Annotated in this window: 12 protein-coding genes; 9 read left to right on the top strand and 3 right to left on the bottom strand. The window is 63.8% G+C overall.

The features are described 5' to 3' along the window. Positions 1 to 42: 42 nt before the first annotated feature. Positions 43 to 1,587, bottom strand: coding sequence for a mannose-1-phosphate guanylyltransferase/mannose-6-phosphate isomerase (locus P3T42_RS21665; RefSeq protein ID WP_429307198.1), 1,545 nt, complete (start codon positions 1,585 to 1,587; stop codon positions 43 to 45). A gap of 66 nt (positions 1,588 to 1,653) precedes the next feature. Continuing rightward, entirely contained in the window at positions 1,654 to 2,652 is a 999-nt protein-coding gene (locus P3T42_RS21660) for a GlxA family transcriptional regulator (protein ID WP_074297862.1), read from the bottom strand. A 1,195-nt stretch (positions 2,653 to 3,847) separates the two neighbouring features. On the opposite strand from P3T42_RS21660, the gene P3T42_RS21655 reads away from it, so the two are divergent. The 3 genes from P3T42_RS21655 (at position 3,848) to P3T42_RS21645 (ending at position 7,273) form a co-directional block, all read left to right on the top strand. Beyond that, the gene (locus tag P3T42_RS21655; protein ID WP_429307197.1) at positions 3,848 to 6,439 is read left to right on the top strand and encodes a hypothetical protein; all 2,592 of its coding nucleotides are present in this window, start codon (positions 3,848 to 3,850) and stop codon (positions 6,437 to 6,439) included. Positions 6,440 to 6,675: 236 nt separating this feature from the next. After that, a complete protein-coding gene (locus P3T42_RS21650) occupies positions 6,676 to 6,816 on the top strand; it encodes a hypothetical protein (protein ID WP_171991676.1) in 141 nt (46 codons plus the stop codon). Between the two features lie 4 nt (positions 6,817 to 6,820). Continuing rightward, on the top strand, positions 6,821 to 7,273 hold the full coding sequence (locus P3T42_RS21645) for a GDP-mannose mannosyl hydrolase (RefSeq protein ID WP_074297856.1): 453 nt from the start codon (positions 6,821 to 6,823) through the stop codon (positions 7,271 to 7,273). A gap of 17 nt (positions 7,274 to 7,290) precedes the next feature. Here the strand turns inward: P3T42_RS21645 and galU are convergent, their stop codons facing one another. Next, a complete protein-coding gene (gene galU, locus P3T42_RS21640) occupies positions 7,291 to 8,184 on the bottom strand; it encodes a UTP--glucose-1-phosphate uridylyltransferase GalU (RefSeq protein ID WP_074297854.1) in 894 nt (297 codons plus the stop codon). Between the two features lie 273 nt (positions 8,185 to 8,457). Between galU and P3T42_RS21635 the strand changes: the two genes are divergently transcribed. The 6 genes from P3T42_RS21635 (at position 8,458) to P3T42_RS21610 (ending at position 17,153) form a co-directional block, all read left to right on the top strand. Then, complete coding sequence (locus P3T42_RS21635; RefSeq protein WP_074301554.1) at positions 8,458 to 8,826, top strand: hypothetical protein; 369 nt, start codon at positions 8,458 to 8,460, stop codon at positions 8,824 to 8,826. 435 nt (positions 8,827 to 9,261) lie between these two features. Continuing rightward, a complete protein-coding gene (locus tag P3T42_RS21630; protein ID WP_429307196.1) occupies positions 9,262 to 10,185 on the top strand; it encodes a LysR family transcriptional regulator in 924 nt (307 codons plus the stop codon). A 28-nt stretch (positions 10,186 to 10,213) separates the two neighbouring features. Then, positions 10,214 to 10,888, top strand: coding sequence for a response regulator transcription factor (locus P3T42_RS21625; RefSeq protein WP_074297851.1), 675 nt, complete (start codon positions 10,214 to 10,216; stop codon positions 10,886 to 10,888). A gap of 308 nt (positions 10,889 to 11,196) precedes the next feature. Beyond that, positions 11,197 to 14,448, top strand: coding sequence for an efflux RND transporter permease subunit (locus tag P3T42_RS21620; RefSeq protein ID WP_429307195.1), 3,252 nt, complete (start codon positions 11,197 to 11,199; stop codon positions 14,446 to 14,448). Next, positions 14,438 to 15,655 carry an efflux RND transporter periplasmic adaptor subunit gene (locus P3T42_RS21615; RefSeq protein ID WP_074297847.1) on the top strand — a complete coding sequence of 406 codons (1,218 nt, stop codon included), beginning with the start codon at positions 14,438 to 14,440 and terminating at the stop codon, positions 15,653 to 15,655. The genes P3T42_RS21620 and P3T42_RS21615 overlap by 11 nt, the downstream gene beginning before the upstream one ends. After that, positions 15,648 to 17,153, top strand: coding sequence for an efflux transporter outer membrane subunit (locus tag P3T42_RS21610; RefSeq protein ID WP_429307194.1), 1,506 nt, complete (start codon positions 15,648 to 15,650; stop codon positions 17,151 to 17,153). Before P3T42_RS21615 ends, P3T42_RS21610 begins: the two co-directional genes overlap by 8 nt. Positions 17,154 to 17,323 lie beyond the last annotated feature (170 nt).

Below are 17,323 nucleotides of genomic sequence, written 5' to 3'. Positions count from 1 at the left end.
CCCACCACCTGCATTGAAACGGTTTTGCCACCTACGCCAAACTCAATTGCAGCGGCCGTACGTATCGTCGAACCGCACGATATCGTCCTCGCCGAGATACGATCCCGATTGGACTTCGATGATCTCGAGGGGCACCTTGCCGGGGTTTTCGAGCCGGTGCCGCACCCCTAAGGGAATGAAGGTCGATTCGTTTTCGCTCAGAAGAAAGCGCTCCTCGCCGCGCGTGACCATCGCGGTGCCGCGCACGACGACCCAGTGCTCGGCGCGATGGTGGTGCAGTTGCAAGGAAAGCCGGCAACCGGGATCGACCACGATGCGCTTCACCTGAAAGCGGTCGCCGTGGTCGATCGAGTCGTAAAAGCCCCACGGGCGGCGCACCTTGCGGTGCTCATCCGCTTCGGGCGAATGCTGTGCCTTGATGCGCGCCACCAGTCCCTTGACGTCCTGCACGTGCGCACGGTCGGCGACCAGCACGGCGTCGGCCGTCTCGACGACCACGATATTGCTGGTGCCCACGCAGGCCACGAGGCGCCCTTCCGAGTGCGCATACGAGGAGGTCGCGCCTTCGAACAGCACCCGGCCGCGGGCGACATTGCCGGCCGCGTCCTTGTCGAGCGCATCCCACACGGCATCCCATGAGCCCAGATCGGACCAGCCCGCTACCAGCGGCACGACGACGCCCTCGAACGGCTCGCCTGCGGGACCGGCGATGCCGAGCCGTTCCATCACCGCGTAGTCGATCGAATCGGACGGTGCGCGGCCGAAGGCCTCAGGCTGCGGCCGGAAGAACGGGCCATCGGCCTTGCCGTCCGCCACCGCTGCGCGGCAGGCCTCGGCCATCGCCGGCTGCAGACGTTCGACGAGCGCGAGCCACACTGACGCGCGCACCACGAAGATGCCGCTATTCCACCAGTACGCACCGGAGGCCACGTACTGCGCCGCCAGCTCGAGCGCGGGCTTTTCGACGAAGCGGTCGATGCGATAAGCGCCCTCGTCGATTTCAGCGCCGAGCCGGATATAGCCGAACGCGGTATCGGGCCGCGTCGGCGGCACGCCCAGCGTCGCCATCGCGCCGCGTTGCGCATGCACTGCGGCACGTGCAACAGCTTGCTGAAAGGCGGTCGTGTCGAGCATCGCGTGATCGGCCGGCATCGCCACCAGGATGGCGTCTTCGCCGTCCAGCACCGCCAGTGCCGCAGCGAGCGTCAATGCAGGTGCCGTGTCGCGACGCGCCGGTTCGACCACGAGGTGGGCCGTCACGCCGCTTTCGCGTAACTGCTCGGCCGTGACGAAACGGTGTTCGTCGCCGCATACGATGATCGGTGCGGGCCGCACCGTCCATTGCACGGGAAAGCCTTCCATGCGCCGGACCGTGTCCTGCAACAGCGAATGCGTGCCGATGACGTCGATCAACTGCTTGGGGTAATGCTCGCGCGACAGCGGCCAAAGCCGGGTTCCCGAGCCGCCGGCGAGAATCACAGGGGCAATGCTCAGACAAGCGGCCGGCGCAACAGCCTGTGCCAGCCTGTCGGCGCCGTCGCCGGTACTGCCGTCCTGCTCGGCTTCATCCCGGTACGCATTTACCATTTTTAGTACTCCTATTACTAATAGGACGTTCTTTTACCTGCAGGGTCGATACACGGTTTGAGAGCGTTATTCGTGAGACGAGGTACGGCTGCGTGCGCGATATTCCGTCGGTGAGAGCGCCATGCGTTTGCGGAAAATCTTGGCCAGCCGGTCGCCGTTACCGGTGCCGCTGCGCCGTGCAATCTTGTCTACGGGCAGTTCGGTTTCCGTGAGGAAATTGCAGGCAATGCGCAGGCGAACCTGCAGCAGGTAATCCGATGGTGTCACGTGCATCTCGTGCTTGAAGCGGCGCAGGAAATTGCGCTCGCTCATGGCCGCCACGTGCGCCGCGTCGGCCACCGACACCGGACGATCGCAATTGGCCTCCATCCAGCGGGCCGCCGCGCGGATCTTCTCGCCGACGCTCATGGTGCCGCCCTCGGCCAGCCGCGGCATCAGCGCCGCGCCCATGCCCGGCATCACCCTGTCGGCGACGCCGCGCGCCACATCGAGACCGAGGTCGCGCTTGATGAGCATCAAGGCGCTCTTGCTCGAGTCGTGACGGTCGTTGACCTCGCCTGGCGAGCTGTCGTGTGCGACGTGGGTCAGATACGGACTGGTGGGGCGAATGTCGTCGTGTTCGGCGAGACCCGCGGCCGCGAGAACCAGACGGCCTTCGGCGATGGGTTCGATGGTTCGGGTTCGCGAGCGCACCGAGCGCAGCCAGCCAAGCAGACGCTCGTCGCGTGCCGCTGCGTTGGCACCGTATCCGCCCGCCACGAACAGCACATCGAAACCGATGCTATAGCGTGCATCGACGCCATCCGTCCACATCCGCGCCGACGACGAACTGGCTACGCTGCCGCCTTCCATCGAGAGAAACTGTACTTCGTAAGGGGGGTCGTCGCCGCCGTGAGCGGTGGCGATTTCGTTGGCCGTGTGGAACATCTCGGCGACGATGCCTGCGCCCAGCAGACCGAATCGATCGAACAGCAGGATGCCGACGCGGCGAGCTGCACAACGCACGTTCACGTTGGGTGTGTGCAGCCAGGTAATCCTCGCAGTATCAACGGACATATGCGGCATGATCTTCCCCTACCATGTCATACGTTGTGGGCCGAGTCTTCTGATTTTCTCGCTTTTTAATATCATTGCACCGCATCATATCCACGCCGAAAAACGCCGTTGATGACAGTGACCGAAATGCGCGCGATGTTGGCGGATTGCGTCGCTATATATAAATTCGCAAATTGGCAATTTGATGCGAATGTACAACAGCTTGGCTTATCGCGACATTGACCCGTTTCATACGTGATAACGCCCCGGAATAGCGGGTGCGGCAAACATATGATGAATCAACGGTCGACTGGACGAGCGCAAACCGGTACGACAGGCGAAATCGCCGGGAGACGGCGATGTTGCGCTGCGCGGGACAGGAGTCCTGTGGAGGAATCCTCGTACGATGGCCTGATCTGAAACTTTTTGATGCATCGCAACAAGCACGTGCCGTACCAGTCTTGATGGCATTGGGATTGCGCGAGGCGGCCCGGTTCGCCACCGGCTCGAACGTTAAAAAACGTTTCAAACATGATATTCGCGAGAGCGACCGGGACGGCTGAAGATGACACCGTGAAGCACAGCGGGATTATTTATTTTCTAGAAATCTTCCAAATGCTGTATTTACAACCCACTAGCGAATTTGTATCAAAACCATACAGAAAAATCAGCTTCAAAAAATGTTTCAGTATTGAAACAGAAGACTGTTTTAAAGCATCCGATCTATTCGTCATGCCGCATTTTCAGCATGCGGCTCATATGCGTCCTCTTATGTCCGCGCAGCATCGTCCGGGGCGGTTTCGGCCAGCATCCGCAATTGCAGGAAGATAGTTCGGACTTCGTATTATCTATGGTGAATCGAATTTACCGCTTCGCGCCGGCAAACCTCGTACGATCGCACCATTGCATGATTTGTCAGCCGGGGGGTCCGGCTTGCACGACGCGCGACCTCGAGTGCTCTCATGACCTGGGCTTTGTCGTGGCGAGCCAGGTAGGCATCGACTATGCTTGGCGTTGACGTCGTGTGCGGCGTCCGCCGGCACGCCGACGATGTGGGGGACACGCTGCACCACATTGACGCAACGGCAAAGCAGGCGCACGGTCCGTGGCGTGGCGTCGCGCACAGGACGGGGCTTCACTGCGCACGCGTGAATGATGTGAATATTGCCTGCGCTATCTTCACAGCGCCGGCCTGATGCTGTCTTCCATGATTATTCCAGGCATCATGAGACACCCACCGGCTTCGGAGCTTGACGCTGCAAAACCGGTGCTCCGTCGCCGGCGCACGGGATTGCCGCTGGCGAAGGCCGTGCTTCGTGTGCTGGTGATGCTCACCCTCGCCGCCTGCAGCCAGCGCGACGGCGCCGCCACTGCGCCCGCAAGCGCGTCCGCGAACGCAGCGGCGAATGCAGCGGCGAACGCAGGCGCAGACCGTGCCCCGCAAGCCGCCGCGGCTGCACCGGCGACATCGAATCAGGTTGCAGGCGCAACGACCACCACCCTCTGCGCAACCGAACGCGACGTCTGTCACTTCACAGGCACGCAGCAGGTTCGCTACGGCACGCCAAGCCGTTACGTGATGCTGACGCTCAACGGCGGCACGCCCTGCGATAACACGGTGTTCGGCGACCCCGCACCCGGCGCGCTCAAGAGCTGCTGGATCGTCCATCCCACTCTGTCGAGCGCGGCGCCGGCGGCCCCGCCTCCCGCGGACCGGCCGAGTGCGCGCGCACCCGAAACGCCGCCCGGGGCCGCCACCGCCATACACCGCCCCGCCATCACGTGGACCGCGTGTGCCGGCGAGCGCGGTATGTGCGCGTTCTCCGGCAAGCACGACGTCAAGTACGGCAGCGATACGCAATACGTGATCCTGACCTTTACCGGCGGCACGCCGTGCAACAACACCGTGTTCGGCGACCCCGCGCCCGGCACGCAGAAGCGCTGCTGGTACGACAGCGGCATGGCACCCGCGCCCAGCGCGCCGTCGATCATCGCCACGCCCGGTATGAGTACGCTGACGTGCAGCGCGCCGTCCGAACCCGCCAATGCGACACCGACCGGCGCCGCGATCGAAGCCGACACGCCCGGCAGCGACGGCACACGGATCTTCCCGAACGGCCAGCCGTTCGCCCTGACGCTCACCACCCGCGCGCGCCAGGCCGATACGCTCGACTGGCAGATCGTCGACGCGTGGGCCAACGTGCGCGCCTCCGGACAGTTCAACGTGGCGAGCGGCCCGCAGGTCGTCTCGCTGAGCTGCGTGTCGACCCTCGCCGGTTACTTCGCGATCTCCGCCAGCTTGAGTTCGGCCGGCACGGGACTGCCCACGCGCGGCACGCGGCCGGCCGGCATGGCGACCTTCGGCGTGCTGCCCGAACTGTCCGGCGTGCTGAGCGCGCCCAGCTATGCGCGCGAGGACCTGCACCGTTTCGGCGGCCAGGGCGCGGCCTATGTCACGCCGGGCCAGAGTTGCTGTTCAGGCGACGGCTACCGCCCGCTCTATCCCGTCCTCGGACTGCGCTGGACCAACGACAACCGCAACTGGTACCAGTTGGAACCGAACGGTCCCAACACCTTCAATGCAAACACGTATCCGCTGGCGCCGTTTTTCAAGGCCGGCGATCTGATGCGGCTGATCCAGCTCGACGGCATTCCGGCATGGGCGAGCCCCACGCACGTCGCCACGCACAGCTATGTGCCGGTTTCGCTGCCTGCGTACCAGAGCTTCATGAACCGGGTCGGCCAGGAATCGAACCAGGTGCGCACGCAACGATTCCCGCGGCAATCGCGCAACTACTATCAGGTGACCTGGGAGCCGGATTACAACAGCGGCCTGCCGTGGCGCGACACGGACGCCAACCTGGTGGCGCTGTATCAGGCCACCTGGGAGGGCATCCACGCGACCGATCCCGACGCGGTGATCATGGGCACCACCAACGCCTCGGTCGGCACCAATACCGCCTGGCTGCAACGGCTCGCGCCGCTCGGCATCGGGCGCTATCTCGACGGCGTCTCGATTCACGGCTACTACGACATCGGCAGCTCGCCCTCGCATCCACCCGAGCGGCTCGTCGGCGCCAGCGATCCGGCACAGGCGGCGCAAGCGCTGCCGGCGATGATGCGCGCGCTACGCCAGCAGATCGCCACTACGCTCAAACCCGGCGCGCGGCTGTTCGTCACCGAAACCGGCATCAGCTACGATCTCGGCGCGCAATACGGCCCCAACTATCCGGCGCCGAACGTGCTGTTCGCGCAGGGCGCGGTGGTTGCGCGCACGCACCTGATCCTGCTCGGCGAAGGCGCCGACGTGACGTTTCTGTTCTACGCGACGGACTTTCCACACCAGATCGGCTTTGGACTGTTCTTCGATCTCGCCGATCCACAAGGCGGCTTCGGGCCGTCGGCGATCAGCCCCAAGCCCGCGGCAATGGCCACCGCCGCCATGACACGCATCGTCGACGGCACCAATACGCTCGGGCCGCTCAACGGCCTGCCGCCCGGCGTCTATGCGTATGCGTTCCAGCAACTGAACGGCGGCGCGGTGATCACGGCGCTGTGGACCCACAACAATGCGGTCTGGGACGCCAGCAAGGGTTTCAGTTCGACCTACCAGGTACCTTATAACCTGCAGGTCGATGCACCGGGCAGCTCCGGCCAGGTGACGGTGCTCGACATGATGGGCAACCCGTCGAGCCTCGCCTACCGCAACGGCATCGCGGCGCTCACGCTCAGCGAAACGCCTATCTATGTGATCTCGACCAACGCCGCGCTCGCGCGGGCCAACGTCACGACGCCCGCCGGCTACGTCGCACAGTAGGTTTGTCCTGATGTGCAGAGAGTTCGGCGCATTTGGCAGGGATGCCGGACCCGGCGCGGTGGAACCAGGCGCTAGACTGAAAGCACCGCGGCATTGTGGACACGAACTGACCGTTGACTCGCCGTCAACGGACCAGCCGTTGGCCCCTGGCCTCCTGGCCGCGCGAATGCCACCCGCCATCGGCGGCCCCACCCTTCCATTTGCAGTACCGTACGACCCCTGCTTGCGGAGACGTCATGCATGACTTGCCATGGTACTGGCTCTTGCTTGGCGGAATGCTCGGCTCGCTCGTCATGCTGCTGTTGATCGCGGCGGGACTGGCGTGGCTGCTATGGGGCGTATCGTCCCGAATTGCACGCGTAGAGCGAGATGAATGAGACCATGCTTGCCCGACCTGAATTTCTCGACGTCGTCCGCCTCACCCCGCTCATCTCGATCGACCTGATTGTGGTCGACGATCGCGGCCGCGTGCTGCTCGGGCGCCGCGTCAATCGTCCGGCGCGCGGCACGTGGTTCGTGCCCGGTGGGCGGATCCGCAAGGACGAGTCGTTGAACGGCGCGTTCAGCCGCGTCGTGCGCGAGGAACTTGGGCTGGAAAATATCTCGCAGAATACGGCGTGCTTTCGCGGCGTGTTCGAACATCACTACGACGACAATTTCGCCGGCGCTGCCGATATCTCGACGCACTACGTCGTGCTCGGCTATATGCTGCTGTTGCGCGACGCGGCGCCGATCGGCCGCTTCGAGCAGCACAGCGACTATGTCTGGATGGCGCCGTCGGAACTGCTGGCGTGCGCCGACGTGCATGAGAACACCAAGGCGTATTTCCGCTGAGACACAGCCGCATCCACTCAGACGGTCATCTCCGGATAATCCGCTGCGAGCTTCGCATGCAGATAAGCCTCGAAGCCCGCCTTCACCTCGGGATGCCTGAGCGCAAACTCCACCGTCGCCTTCAGATAGCCGATCTTGGTGCCGCAATCGAAACGCCGGCCGTGGTACCGGTAGGCGAGCACCTGTTCGTCGGCGAGCAGCGACTGGATCGCATCGGTCAACTGGATCTCGCCGCCGGCACCCGGCCGCGTCTTGCGCAACTGATCGAAGATGCCGGGCGTCAACACGTAACGCCCCACCACACCGAGATTCGACGGCGCCTGCGCCGGTTCCGGCTTCTCGACCACGCCCGAGATGCGGAAGATCCGCTCGTCCCAGGCCTTGCCTTCTATCACGCCATGGGAGCGCGTATCCTGCGCTTCGATCTCTTCCACGCCGAGCACCGAGCAGTGGTAATGGTCGAACACGTCGATCATCTGCGCGAGAACCGGCGGATGGCCGTCGATCAGATCGTCCGCGAGTATCACGGCAAACGCCTCGTCGCCGATCAGCTTCTCCGCGCATAGCACCGCATGACCGAGCCCACGCGGCTCCGCTTGCCGCACGTAGAAGCAATCGACGTGGCTCGGCTTGATGCCGCGCACCAGGTCGAGCAGGTCCTGCTTGCCGCGTGCGATCAGTTCGGCTTCGATCTCGTACGACTTGTCGAAATGATCCTCAATGGCGCGCTTGCCGCGGCCCGTGACGAAGACCAGTTCCGTCATGCCTGCGGCGATCGCCTCCTCGACGGCATATTGAATCAGGGGCTTGTCGACCACCGGCAGCATCTCTTTGGGACTCGCCTTGGTGGCCGGCAGGAAGTGCGTTCCGAGTCCGCCAACGGGAAAGACTGCCTTGTGTACGTTGCGCATATTTTTGCCCCTTGCCAGTTTCACTCGCGTTCCACCTGATTCCTGCCGGGGTGCGAGCCTCGGTCATCCCGCCAGATGACTTCGAGCCTATTCGTCAGACCTCGAAGCCGTCTGCCAACAGTTCGCCCTTTCCCGCCGGATCGCCGCAAGGATCGGGCTGCCGCGCTCATTAAATAAAGTTTCATCAAACGATTGCTCTCTTTCAGCCTGCGCCCCGTACAGTCGCTCCATAATTTCCCCATCGTGATAGGTATGAGGAGTCAGGACATGGCGATGACCATCGAGATGATGAACGAGTACGGCACCCATTCAGTGCGGGTCGCCGTGGACGACGCGTCGGTTTTGCTGGAGGCGCATGAAATCGATGCCGTGATCGAGCGCCTGAGTCTGATCCGCGCGGCGATGCGCCCCGAAGTGCCGAAGGAGCCCTCACGCACGCACCAGTATGTGATCGAGATGGACCCGTGCTGGCACACCGAAAAGCATCCGCTCTATGACGGCGCGGTGCTATTCATGCGGCATACGGGTCTGGGCTGGGCGGGATTCGCACTGCCCACGCCGAGTCTCGCCAAGTTGAACGAAGCATTGTCGCAGCATCTGCAAACGCTGGAACTGGAAGAAGCGCACGCGTTGATGAATTAGTCTGCACGGTGGGCCTGCGCGCCCGAACGATTCACGCGGTATCGCGCAATGGACTCTTTCGCGATTCGCGATTTGCGCATCGTTGGCGTGAATGGTCAATCGTGAGTCGCCACGCCGATGCCGCACGTTGTTCCGTTTTGCGCAGCAATGTCTTTCAGAGTTTGCCCCCACCGCTCGCACGCGACACCCTATACTGGGTTGTCCGCATCACTGCGGTCTTTTTCAAGATCTCCTTAGCAGCGCGGCTCCGGCCGCGCTCTTTTTTTGCCTGTCGCTTTTGCAAGCCGGCTCGCGCACTGCGCCGCCGAGGCGCGCAATGTATCCGCGCAGTTCACGAACATTGCACAAAATTAAAAAAGACTTAATCAAGCTGGCTGTTCCGATTTACCCGCGAACGCCCATGATGCATGCATTGTCCTTTCCTCGTGACAGATCATGAACCAGCTCCAAGCGATGCGTGTCTTCACACGCGTAGTCGATCTCGCCAGTTTCAATCTCGCCGCGCGACAACTGGGCATGTCGGCTGCCGCCGTCACGCGCAGTGTCAGCATGCTCGAAGCACACCTGAACATGCGCCTGCTCAACCGCACGACGCGCAGCCTGTCGCTCACCGAAGTCGGCAAAGAGTATCTGGACGGCTGCCGCACGATCATCGAGAAGCTCGATGAAATGGAATCGAACCTCGTGCAGACCACGCGCGATCCACGCGGCACGCTGCGTATCGCCACGCCGATGACCTTCGCCACTTCCGGACTCGGTACCTTGCTCGCGTCGTATCGGACGCTGCACCCGCGGGTGGATTTCGACGTCACCACTTACGACACGCATATCGACATGGTCGAAGGCGGCTTCGACGTGTGCTTCTCCGACGACCGGCGTCTCGCCAGTTCGACGCTGGTAAGCCGCACGCTCACCAGCATGGAGGAAGTCACGGTGGCTTCGCCCGCCTATCTGGCGCGCCACGGCACGCCACGCGACCCGGCCGGCCTGAATCGCCACGGTCTCCTGACGGTATCGGACGGCACCTCGCGCACCTGGGAATTCGCGGACACCAATGGCGTGTACCGCGTCAACACCGGCAGCGCCTTGACGGCCACCAGCAGCGCCATGGTGCGGGTGGCCGCGCTCAACCATATGGGCATCGCGCTGCTGCCGCTGCCTTCCGTCAGCGAAGATCTCACGCAGGGCCGGCTCGTGCCGGTGCTCGAAGACTACGAGGTCAACGGTGGTCCGCGTCAGGTGTCGATCCTCTATTCCGGCCGCAACTATCTTTCGATGAAGGTGCGCAGCTTCATCGACTATGCAGTGAGCCAGTACCGCGCCCCGGACAAGCCGGTCGCGCTGCGGGTGGTGGCTTGATGGACCAGCATAAAGGCAATCGCGAACCATGCCTAAGATATTGACGATCGAAGACGACGAACTGATCGCCGACGACATCGTGCGCACCCTGACTTCAAGCGGCTTCTCTGTGGACGTGGCGCGCACCGGCCGCGAAGGCATGGCCAAGGTGATGGCGGGCGAATACGACGTCGTCACGCTGGACCGCATGCTGCCCGATCTCGACGGCCTGACCATCGTCGCCACCATGCGCGGTGTCGGCATGGAAACCCCGGTGCTGGTGATGAGCGCGATGTCCGATGTGGATCATCGCATTCAGGGACTGCGCGCCGGCGGCGACGACTATCTGACCAAGCCGTTCTCGCCAGACGAGATGTTTGCGCGCGTCGAAGTGCTGCTGCGCCGCCGTCCACGCAATGCGAAAGCCGAGACCCTGCTGCGCACCGGCGCGCTGGAACTCGACCTCGTGCGGCGCCGGGTAACGCACGGCAAGCGCGAACTCGAACTGCAGCCCACCGAATTCCGCGTGCTCGAATTCATGATGCGTCACGCGGGCCAGGTGCTGACACGCACGATGATTTTCGAAGCGGTCTGGGGCTGCCGGTTCGATCCGGGCACCAACCTCATCGACGTGCATGTGGGACGTCTGCGCAAGAAAGTGGACGTGCCCGGCGAACGACCGCTGATCCGCACCATTCGCGGCTCGGGCTATCTGTTCGGCTGACACGTCGGCGTCACGTCTATCGTTCCCCCTCCGGGCAAGCGCCCGTGCTCCATGCAGCACGGGCGCTTGCGGCGCTGGAGCCGGCGTTCCTGCATGTCCACGTCTCGCGGCAAGGTGCTGCGCCGCCGCCGCGGCGACGGGGTGACCGTTATGCCGGACACCTAAAACTTGTTTCATTTTTTTAGGCACCGCCTGTTAGGGCCTGCTCTCCAGAATACCGTCATCGGGTAATCCACCATTCGTACTTGCCCTAAACGACTGACGCACGCGGAGCATTGCGCGTATGTATCTAAACGGAGCAGCTTTCGATGTTAAAAATTGTCCGGCTAGCCTTAACGCGGCCTTACACGTTCATCGTGCTTGCGTTGCTGATCCTCGTGATCGGCCCGCTGTCCGCACTGCGCACGCCGACCGATATCTTCCCCGATATCCGCATCCCCGTGATCAGCGTCGTGTGGAACTACGCGGGCCTGCAACCGGACGACATGGCCGGACGCATCGTCACCTACTATGAGCGTACGCTCGGCACCACCGTCAACGACGTCCAGCACATCGAATCGCAATCGTTCCGCGGTTACGGCATCGTCAAGATCTTCTTTCAGCCGAGCGTCGACATTCGCACCGCGACCGCCCAGGTCACCTCGGTTTCGCAAACGGTGTTGAAACAGATGCCGCCGGGCACGACGCCGCCGCAGATCCTGAACTACAGCGCGTCGACCGTGCCGGTGCTGCAACTGGCGCTGACGAGCAATACGCTCGACGAACAGAAGCTCGCCGACTACGCGACCAACTTCATTCGCCCGCAACTGCTGAGCGTGCCCGGCGTGGCGATTCCGACCGCGTACGGCGGCAAGACCCGCGAAGTACAGATCGACCTCGACCCGCAGGCGCTGCAGGAGAAGAAGCTCTCGGCCCAGGACGTAGCGAACGCGCTCGCGCAGCAGAACCAGATCATTCCGGCCGGCACGCAGAAAATCGGCCGCTTCGAATACAACATCAAGCTGAATAACAGTCCGCTCGCGCTGCAGGAACTGAACGCGCTGCCGATCAAGACGGTGGACGGCGCAACCATCTACATTCGCGACGTCGCCCACGTACGCGACGGCTATCCGCCGCAGACCAACATCGTGCGCGTCGACGGCCACCGTGCGGTGCTGATGAGCATCCTGAAGAACGGTTCGGCTTCGACGCTCGACATCATCGCGGGCGTCAAGGCCAAACTGCCGCTCATCGAAGAGACGCTGCCGCCCGGCCTCAAGCTCGTCACGATGGGCGACCAGTCGACCTTCGTGAAGGGCGCCGTCAGCGGCGTCGCGCGCGAAGGCGTCATCGCCGCCGCCCTGACCTCGTTGATGATCCTGCTGTTCCTCGGTAGCTGGCGCTCCACGCTGATCATCGCGGCGTCGATTCCGCTCGCCGTGCTGGCCGCCATCGCCGGTCTCTCGGCGATGGGCGAAACGCTCAACGTGATGACGCTCGGCGGTCTCGCGCTCGCGGTGGGGATTCTGGTCGACGACGCCACCGTGACGATCGAAAACATCAACTGGCACCTCGAGCAAGGCAAGGACGTCCGAACGGCGATCATGGACGGCGCGGCGCAGATCGTCGGCCCTGCATTCGTCTCGCTGCTGTGTATCTGTATCGTGTTCGTGCCGATGCTGCTGCTGAACGGCATCGCCCGCTACCTGTTCGTGCCGATGGCCGAAGCGGTGATCTTCGCGATGGTCGCCTCGTTCGTGCTGTCGCGTACGTTCGTGCCGATGCTCGCGCAATACCTGCTGCGCCCGCACGCCTCCGGCGGTCATGCCTCCGGCGAACTGGCAGCCGTGATGGACTCGCACAGCGGCCCGCACCACGCACCCCCTTCACGCAATCCGCTGGTGCGCTTTCAGCGCGGCTTCGAGCATCGCTTCGAACGGGTGCGCGGCGTCTACCGCATCGTGCTCGGCCTCGCGCTCACGAACCGCAAGCGTTTCGTGGTCGGCTTTCTGATCGTGGTGGGCGCCTCGTTCCTGCTCGCGCCGTGGCTCGGCCGCAATTTCTTTCCGAGCATCGATTCGGGCGAAATCACCCTGCACGTGCGCGCGCCGATCGGCACGCGCATCGAAGACACGGCCGACGAGTTCGATCACATCGAAAACGCCGTGCGCCGTCTGATCCCGCCGGATCAACTCGCCAGCATCATCGACAATATCGGCCTGCCCAACAGCGGTATCAACCTGACCTATAACAATAGCGGCACGACCGGTCCGGAAGACGGCGACATCATGATTTCGCTGAACGAAAATCATGCGCCGACCGCGGACTACGTGAAGAAGCTGCGCGAGCTGCTGCCGCAGGAATTTCCCGGCACCACCTTCTCGTTCCTGCCGGCCGATATCGTCAGCCAGATTCTGAATTTCGGTGCGCCCGCACCGATCGACCTGCAGGTGGCCGGCCCGAACCAGGACGGCAACCAGCGCTATGCCACCGAAGTGATGCGCAAGATGCGCCTGATTCCGGGCATTGCCGATACGCGCATCCAGCAGGACTCGACCTACCCGCAGTTCACGGTCTCGGTGGACCGTTCGCGCGCCGATCAACTGGGCATCACCGAGCAGGACGTCACCAACTCCGTGGTGGCGAGCCTCTCCGGCACGAGCCAGGTGTCGCCGACGTACTGGCTGAATCCCAACAACGGGGTGTCGTATCCGATCGTGGCGCAAACGCCGCAATACCGCATGGAGTCGCTTTCGGCGCTGACCAATCTGCCCATCACCGGCAAGGACGGCCAGTCGCAGATCCTGGGCGGCATCGCCAGCATCGAGCGCGGCGTCGGCGATGCGGTCGTCTCGCACTACAACATCGAGCCGCTCTACGACGTCTACGCGACGACGCAAGGCCGCGATCTCGGCGCGGTGGCCTCGGACATCCAGCAGATCCTGCATGCCACCGCCAAGGACGTGCCGAAGGGTTCGGTGGTCACCTTGCGCGGCCAGGTGCAGACCATGAACAGCGCGTTCCTCGGACTCTCGCTCGGTCTCGTCGGCGCGATCGTGCTGATCTACATGCTGATCGTCGTGAACTTCCACTCGTGGGCCGACGCGTTCGTGATCGTCACCGCCTTGCCCGCGGCGCTCGCCGGCATCGTCTGGATGCTGTTCACCAGCCATACGCCGCTCTCGGTGCCGGCGTTGACCGGGGCGATTCTCTGCATGGGCGTCGCGACCGCCAACAGCATTCTGGTGGTGAGCTTCGCCCGCGAGCGTCTCGCGGCGACCGGCAACGCGCTGGTCGCCGCAATGGAAGCCGGCTTCACGCGCTTCCGTCCGGTGTTGATGACCGCGCTCGCCATGATCATCGGCATGGCGCCGATGGCGCTCGGCCTCGGCGACGGCGGCGAACAGAACGCGCCGCTCGGCCGGGCCGTGATCGGCGGCCTGATCTGCGCCACCTTCGCCACGCTGCTGTTCGTCCCGGTTGTGTTTAGCCTCGTGCACCGCCGCGATGCGGCGAAGCATCCTCCTGCCAAAGATAAAGATCACCCTACTTCCGACACCGGAGTCGTCCATGTCCACTGATATCGAAATCAATTCGCCGAAGCGGTTGCGTCATCTGAAGCTGGTCGGCATCGTGGTGCTGCTCGCCGCCGCAGGGGTCGTGACGACCGGCATCTTCACCCGCGTGCACGCCAAACAGGAAATGACCACCTGGTCCGCCGAGCAGGCCATTCCGACCGTGGCCGCTTACACGCCGAGCCGCCAGGGCGCCACCCAATCGCTGATCCTGCCGGGCCATTTATCGGCCTTCGTCGACGCGCCGATCTATGCACGGGTGCCCGGTTATCTACATGCCTGGTATGCGGATATCGGCACGCATGTGAAGGCCGGACAACTGCTCGGCGTGATCGACACGCCCGATCTCGACCAGCAGTTGCTGCAGGCCAAAGCCGATCTGGACAATGCGCAGGCGAACGAAAAGCTGGCGGCGTCCACCGCCAAACGCTGGACCGAGATGCTCAAGCAGGATTCGGTCTCGCAGCAGGACACCGATGAAAAGACCAGCGATCTCACCGCCAAGCTGGCCAGCGTCGCGGCGGCCCAGGCAAACGTGAACCGCCTCGAAGCGCTGGAGTCGTTCAAGCGCATCACCGCGCCGTTCGACGGCATCGTGACCGCGCGCAAGACCGACATCGGCGACCTGATCGACGCGGGCGGCGGCGACGGTCATGAACTCTTCACGGTGTCCGACGCGCGTCAGTTGCGAGTCTATGTGAGCGTGCCGCAAAGCGACGCCGCCGCCATCAAGCCGGGCATGACCGCGACGCTGACCGTGCCCGAACGTCCCGGCATGAAGTTCGACGCGAAGCTGGTCGACACCGACGATTCGATCACGCCGTCCTCGGGCACCCTGCTCGTGCAGCTGGCGGTCGACAATCAGAACGGCCTGCTGATTCCGGGCGAATACACCGAAGTGCACTTCGCCATGCCGACCGATCCGCACTCGCTGCTGATCCCGGCCAGCTCGCTGATTTTCCGGCAAAGCGGTTTGCAGGTGGCGGTGGTCGGCAAGGACAATCACGCGATCCTCAAGCCCGTCACGATCGCCACCGATCTGGGCACCCAGGTCGAGATCGGTTCGGGCCTCGACGCCGGCGACCGCGTGATCGACAACCCGCCCGATTCGATCGCCACGGGCGACGCAGTGCGGGTTGCTGCCACCCACGCGTCCAACGCGCCCGCCACCTCGCTCGCCGACCGTCGCGACGCGGAGCGCGCTCATGGTTGAGTTCACGTTCAAGCGCAGCCTCTGTGTCGCGCTGGCGGTCAGCGCGCTGTTCAGCGGCTGCTCGTTTGCGCCGACCTATCAGGTGCCGCCTACGGCGATCCCGACGGCCTTCAAGGAGGGCGGCGCGTGGCAACTGGCGAAGCCCGCCGATCAGGTGCCGCGCGACGCATGGTGGCAGGTGTATCACGACCCGGTGCTCGACAGGCTCGAGGTGCAGGTGGCCGCGGCCAATCCCGACGTGGCCGCGGCCGTCGCACGGCATGACGAGGCCGTCGACTATCTGGCGCAGGCGCGCTCGGGCCTGTTCCCGACCATCGGCGCGGGCGCCAATGTGTCGACCAACCGGCAATCGGACAACCGGCCGTTGCGCGGCACGGATCAACCGTCGGTGTATGGATCGAACACCGTCGACGTCGGCATCGACTACGACCTCGATCTGTGGGGCAAGGTGCGCAACGAAGTCAGCGCGGGCCGCGCGGCCGCCCAGGCCGCCGACGCCGATCTCGCCTCGGTACGTCTGAGCCTGCAGGCGAGTCTCGCCGACGCCTATTTCAATCTGCGCGGACTCGATGAGCAGCAGCAGCTTCTCGCGGACACGATCAGCACCTACGAGCGTGCCTTGAAGCTGACCATGAGCCGGCACGCCGGCGGCATTGCTTCGGACCTCGATGTATCGCGCGCGCAGACCCAGCTCGCTTCGGCGCGCGCCGCCGCCGAGGACGTCAAGGCCAGCCGCGCGTTGTATGAGCATGCCATCGCGTCGCTCACCGGCGTGCCGGCCTCGTCGTTCTCGCTGGCACCGTCGATCGGACTGGCCTATCTGCCGTCGCTTCCCACCGGCGTGCCGGCCGCGCTGCTGCAGCGGCGGCCCGACATCGCGGCGGCCGAACGGCGCGTGGCGGAAGCGAACGCGAAGATCGGCGTCGCCAAGGCGGCGTTCTTCCCGGATGTCTCGCTCGGACTCGACGGCGGCTTCCAGAGCGATACGCTGTCGCCATGGATCATGGCGCCCAATGAAATCTGGTCGATCGGTCCGAGTCTCGTGATGACGCTGTTCGACGGCGGACGCCGCGAAGCCATCACCCAGGAAGCACGCGCCACGCTGGCGGAGAACGGCGCCAAATACAAGGCCACCGTATTGCTGGCGTTCCAGCAGGTCGAAGACAATCTGGCGCAACTGCATCATCTGGGTGACGAAGCCACGCAGGAAAACGAAGCGCTCACCGACGCGCAGCGCACCCTGAATCTCTCGATGTCGCGCTATCGCGACGGGGTGGTCAGTTATCTGGACGTGGTGACCGCGCAGACCACCGAGCTCAATACGCAGATCCTCGCGTTAAACGTGAATACGCGGCGTCTGCTGGCTTCGGTGGGGTTGATCGAGGCGTTGGGTGGCGGATGGTCGGCCGATCAGTCTGCGGTGGCCGCAGCGCCTGCGAAGCCGGTGCAGGCGCAGGCCCAGCCGGTTGCGGTGAGCAAGCTGGCGGATGCCGGTTGAGCGTGCGCTCGACGCGAGGGCGCGCAGCGCCTTCGCAGTATGAATTTCTTTTCACCTTCACACCGTCAATCCGCTATACCGCGTTGACTATCCTGTTCATCAACCAGACAGCGAATCGCTTGCGGCCTGGGCTGACCAACCCGAAACAAGACAACCTGAATATAGTAAGG

The sequence above is a fragment of the Paraburkholderia sp. GAS38 genome, assembly GCF_050434965.1.
Lineage (GTDB): Bacteria > Pseudomonadota > Gammaproteobacteria > Burkholderiales > Burkholderiaceae > Paraburkholderia > Paraburkholderia phenazinium_A.
Note: the sequence above shows the minus strand (reverse complement) of the source record. Positions and strands in the feature narration are given on the sequence as shown.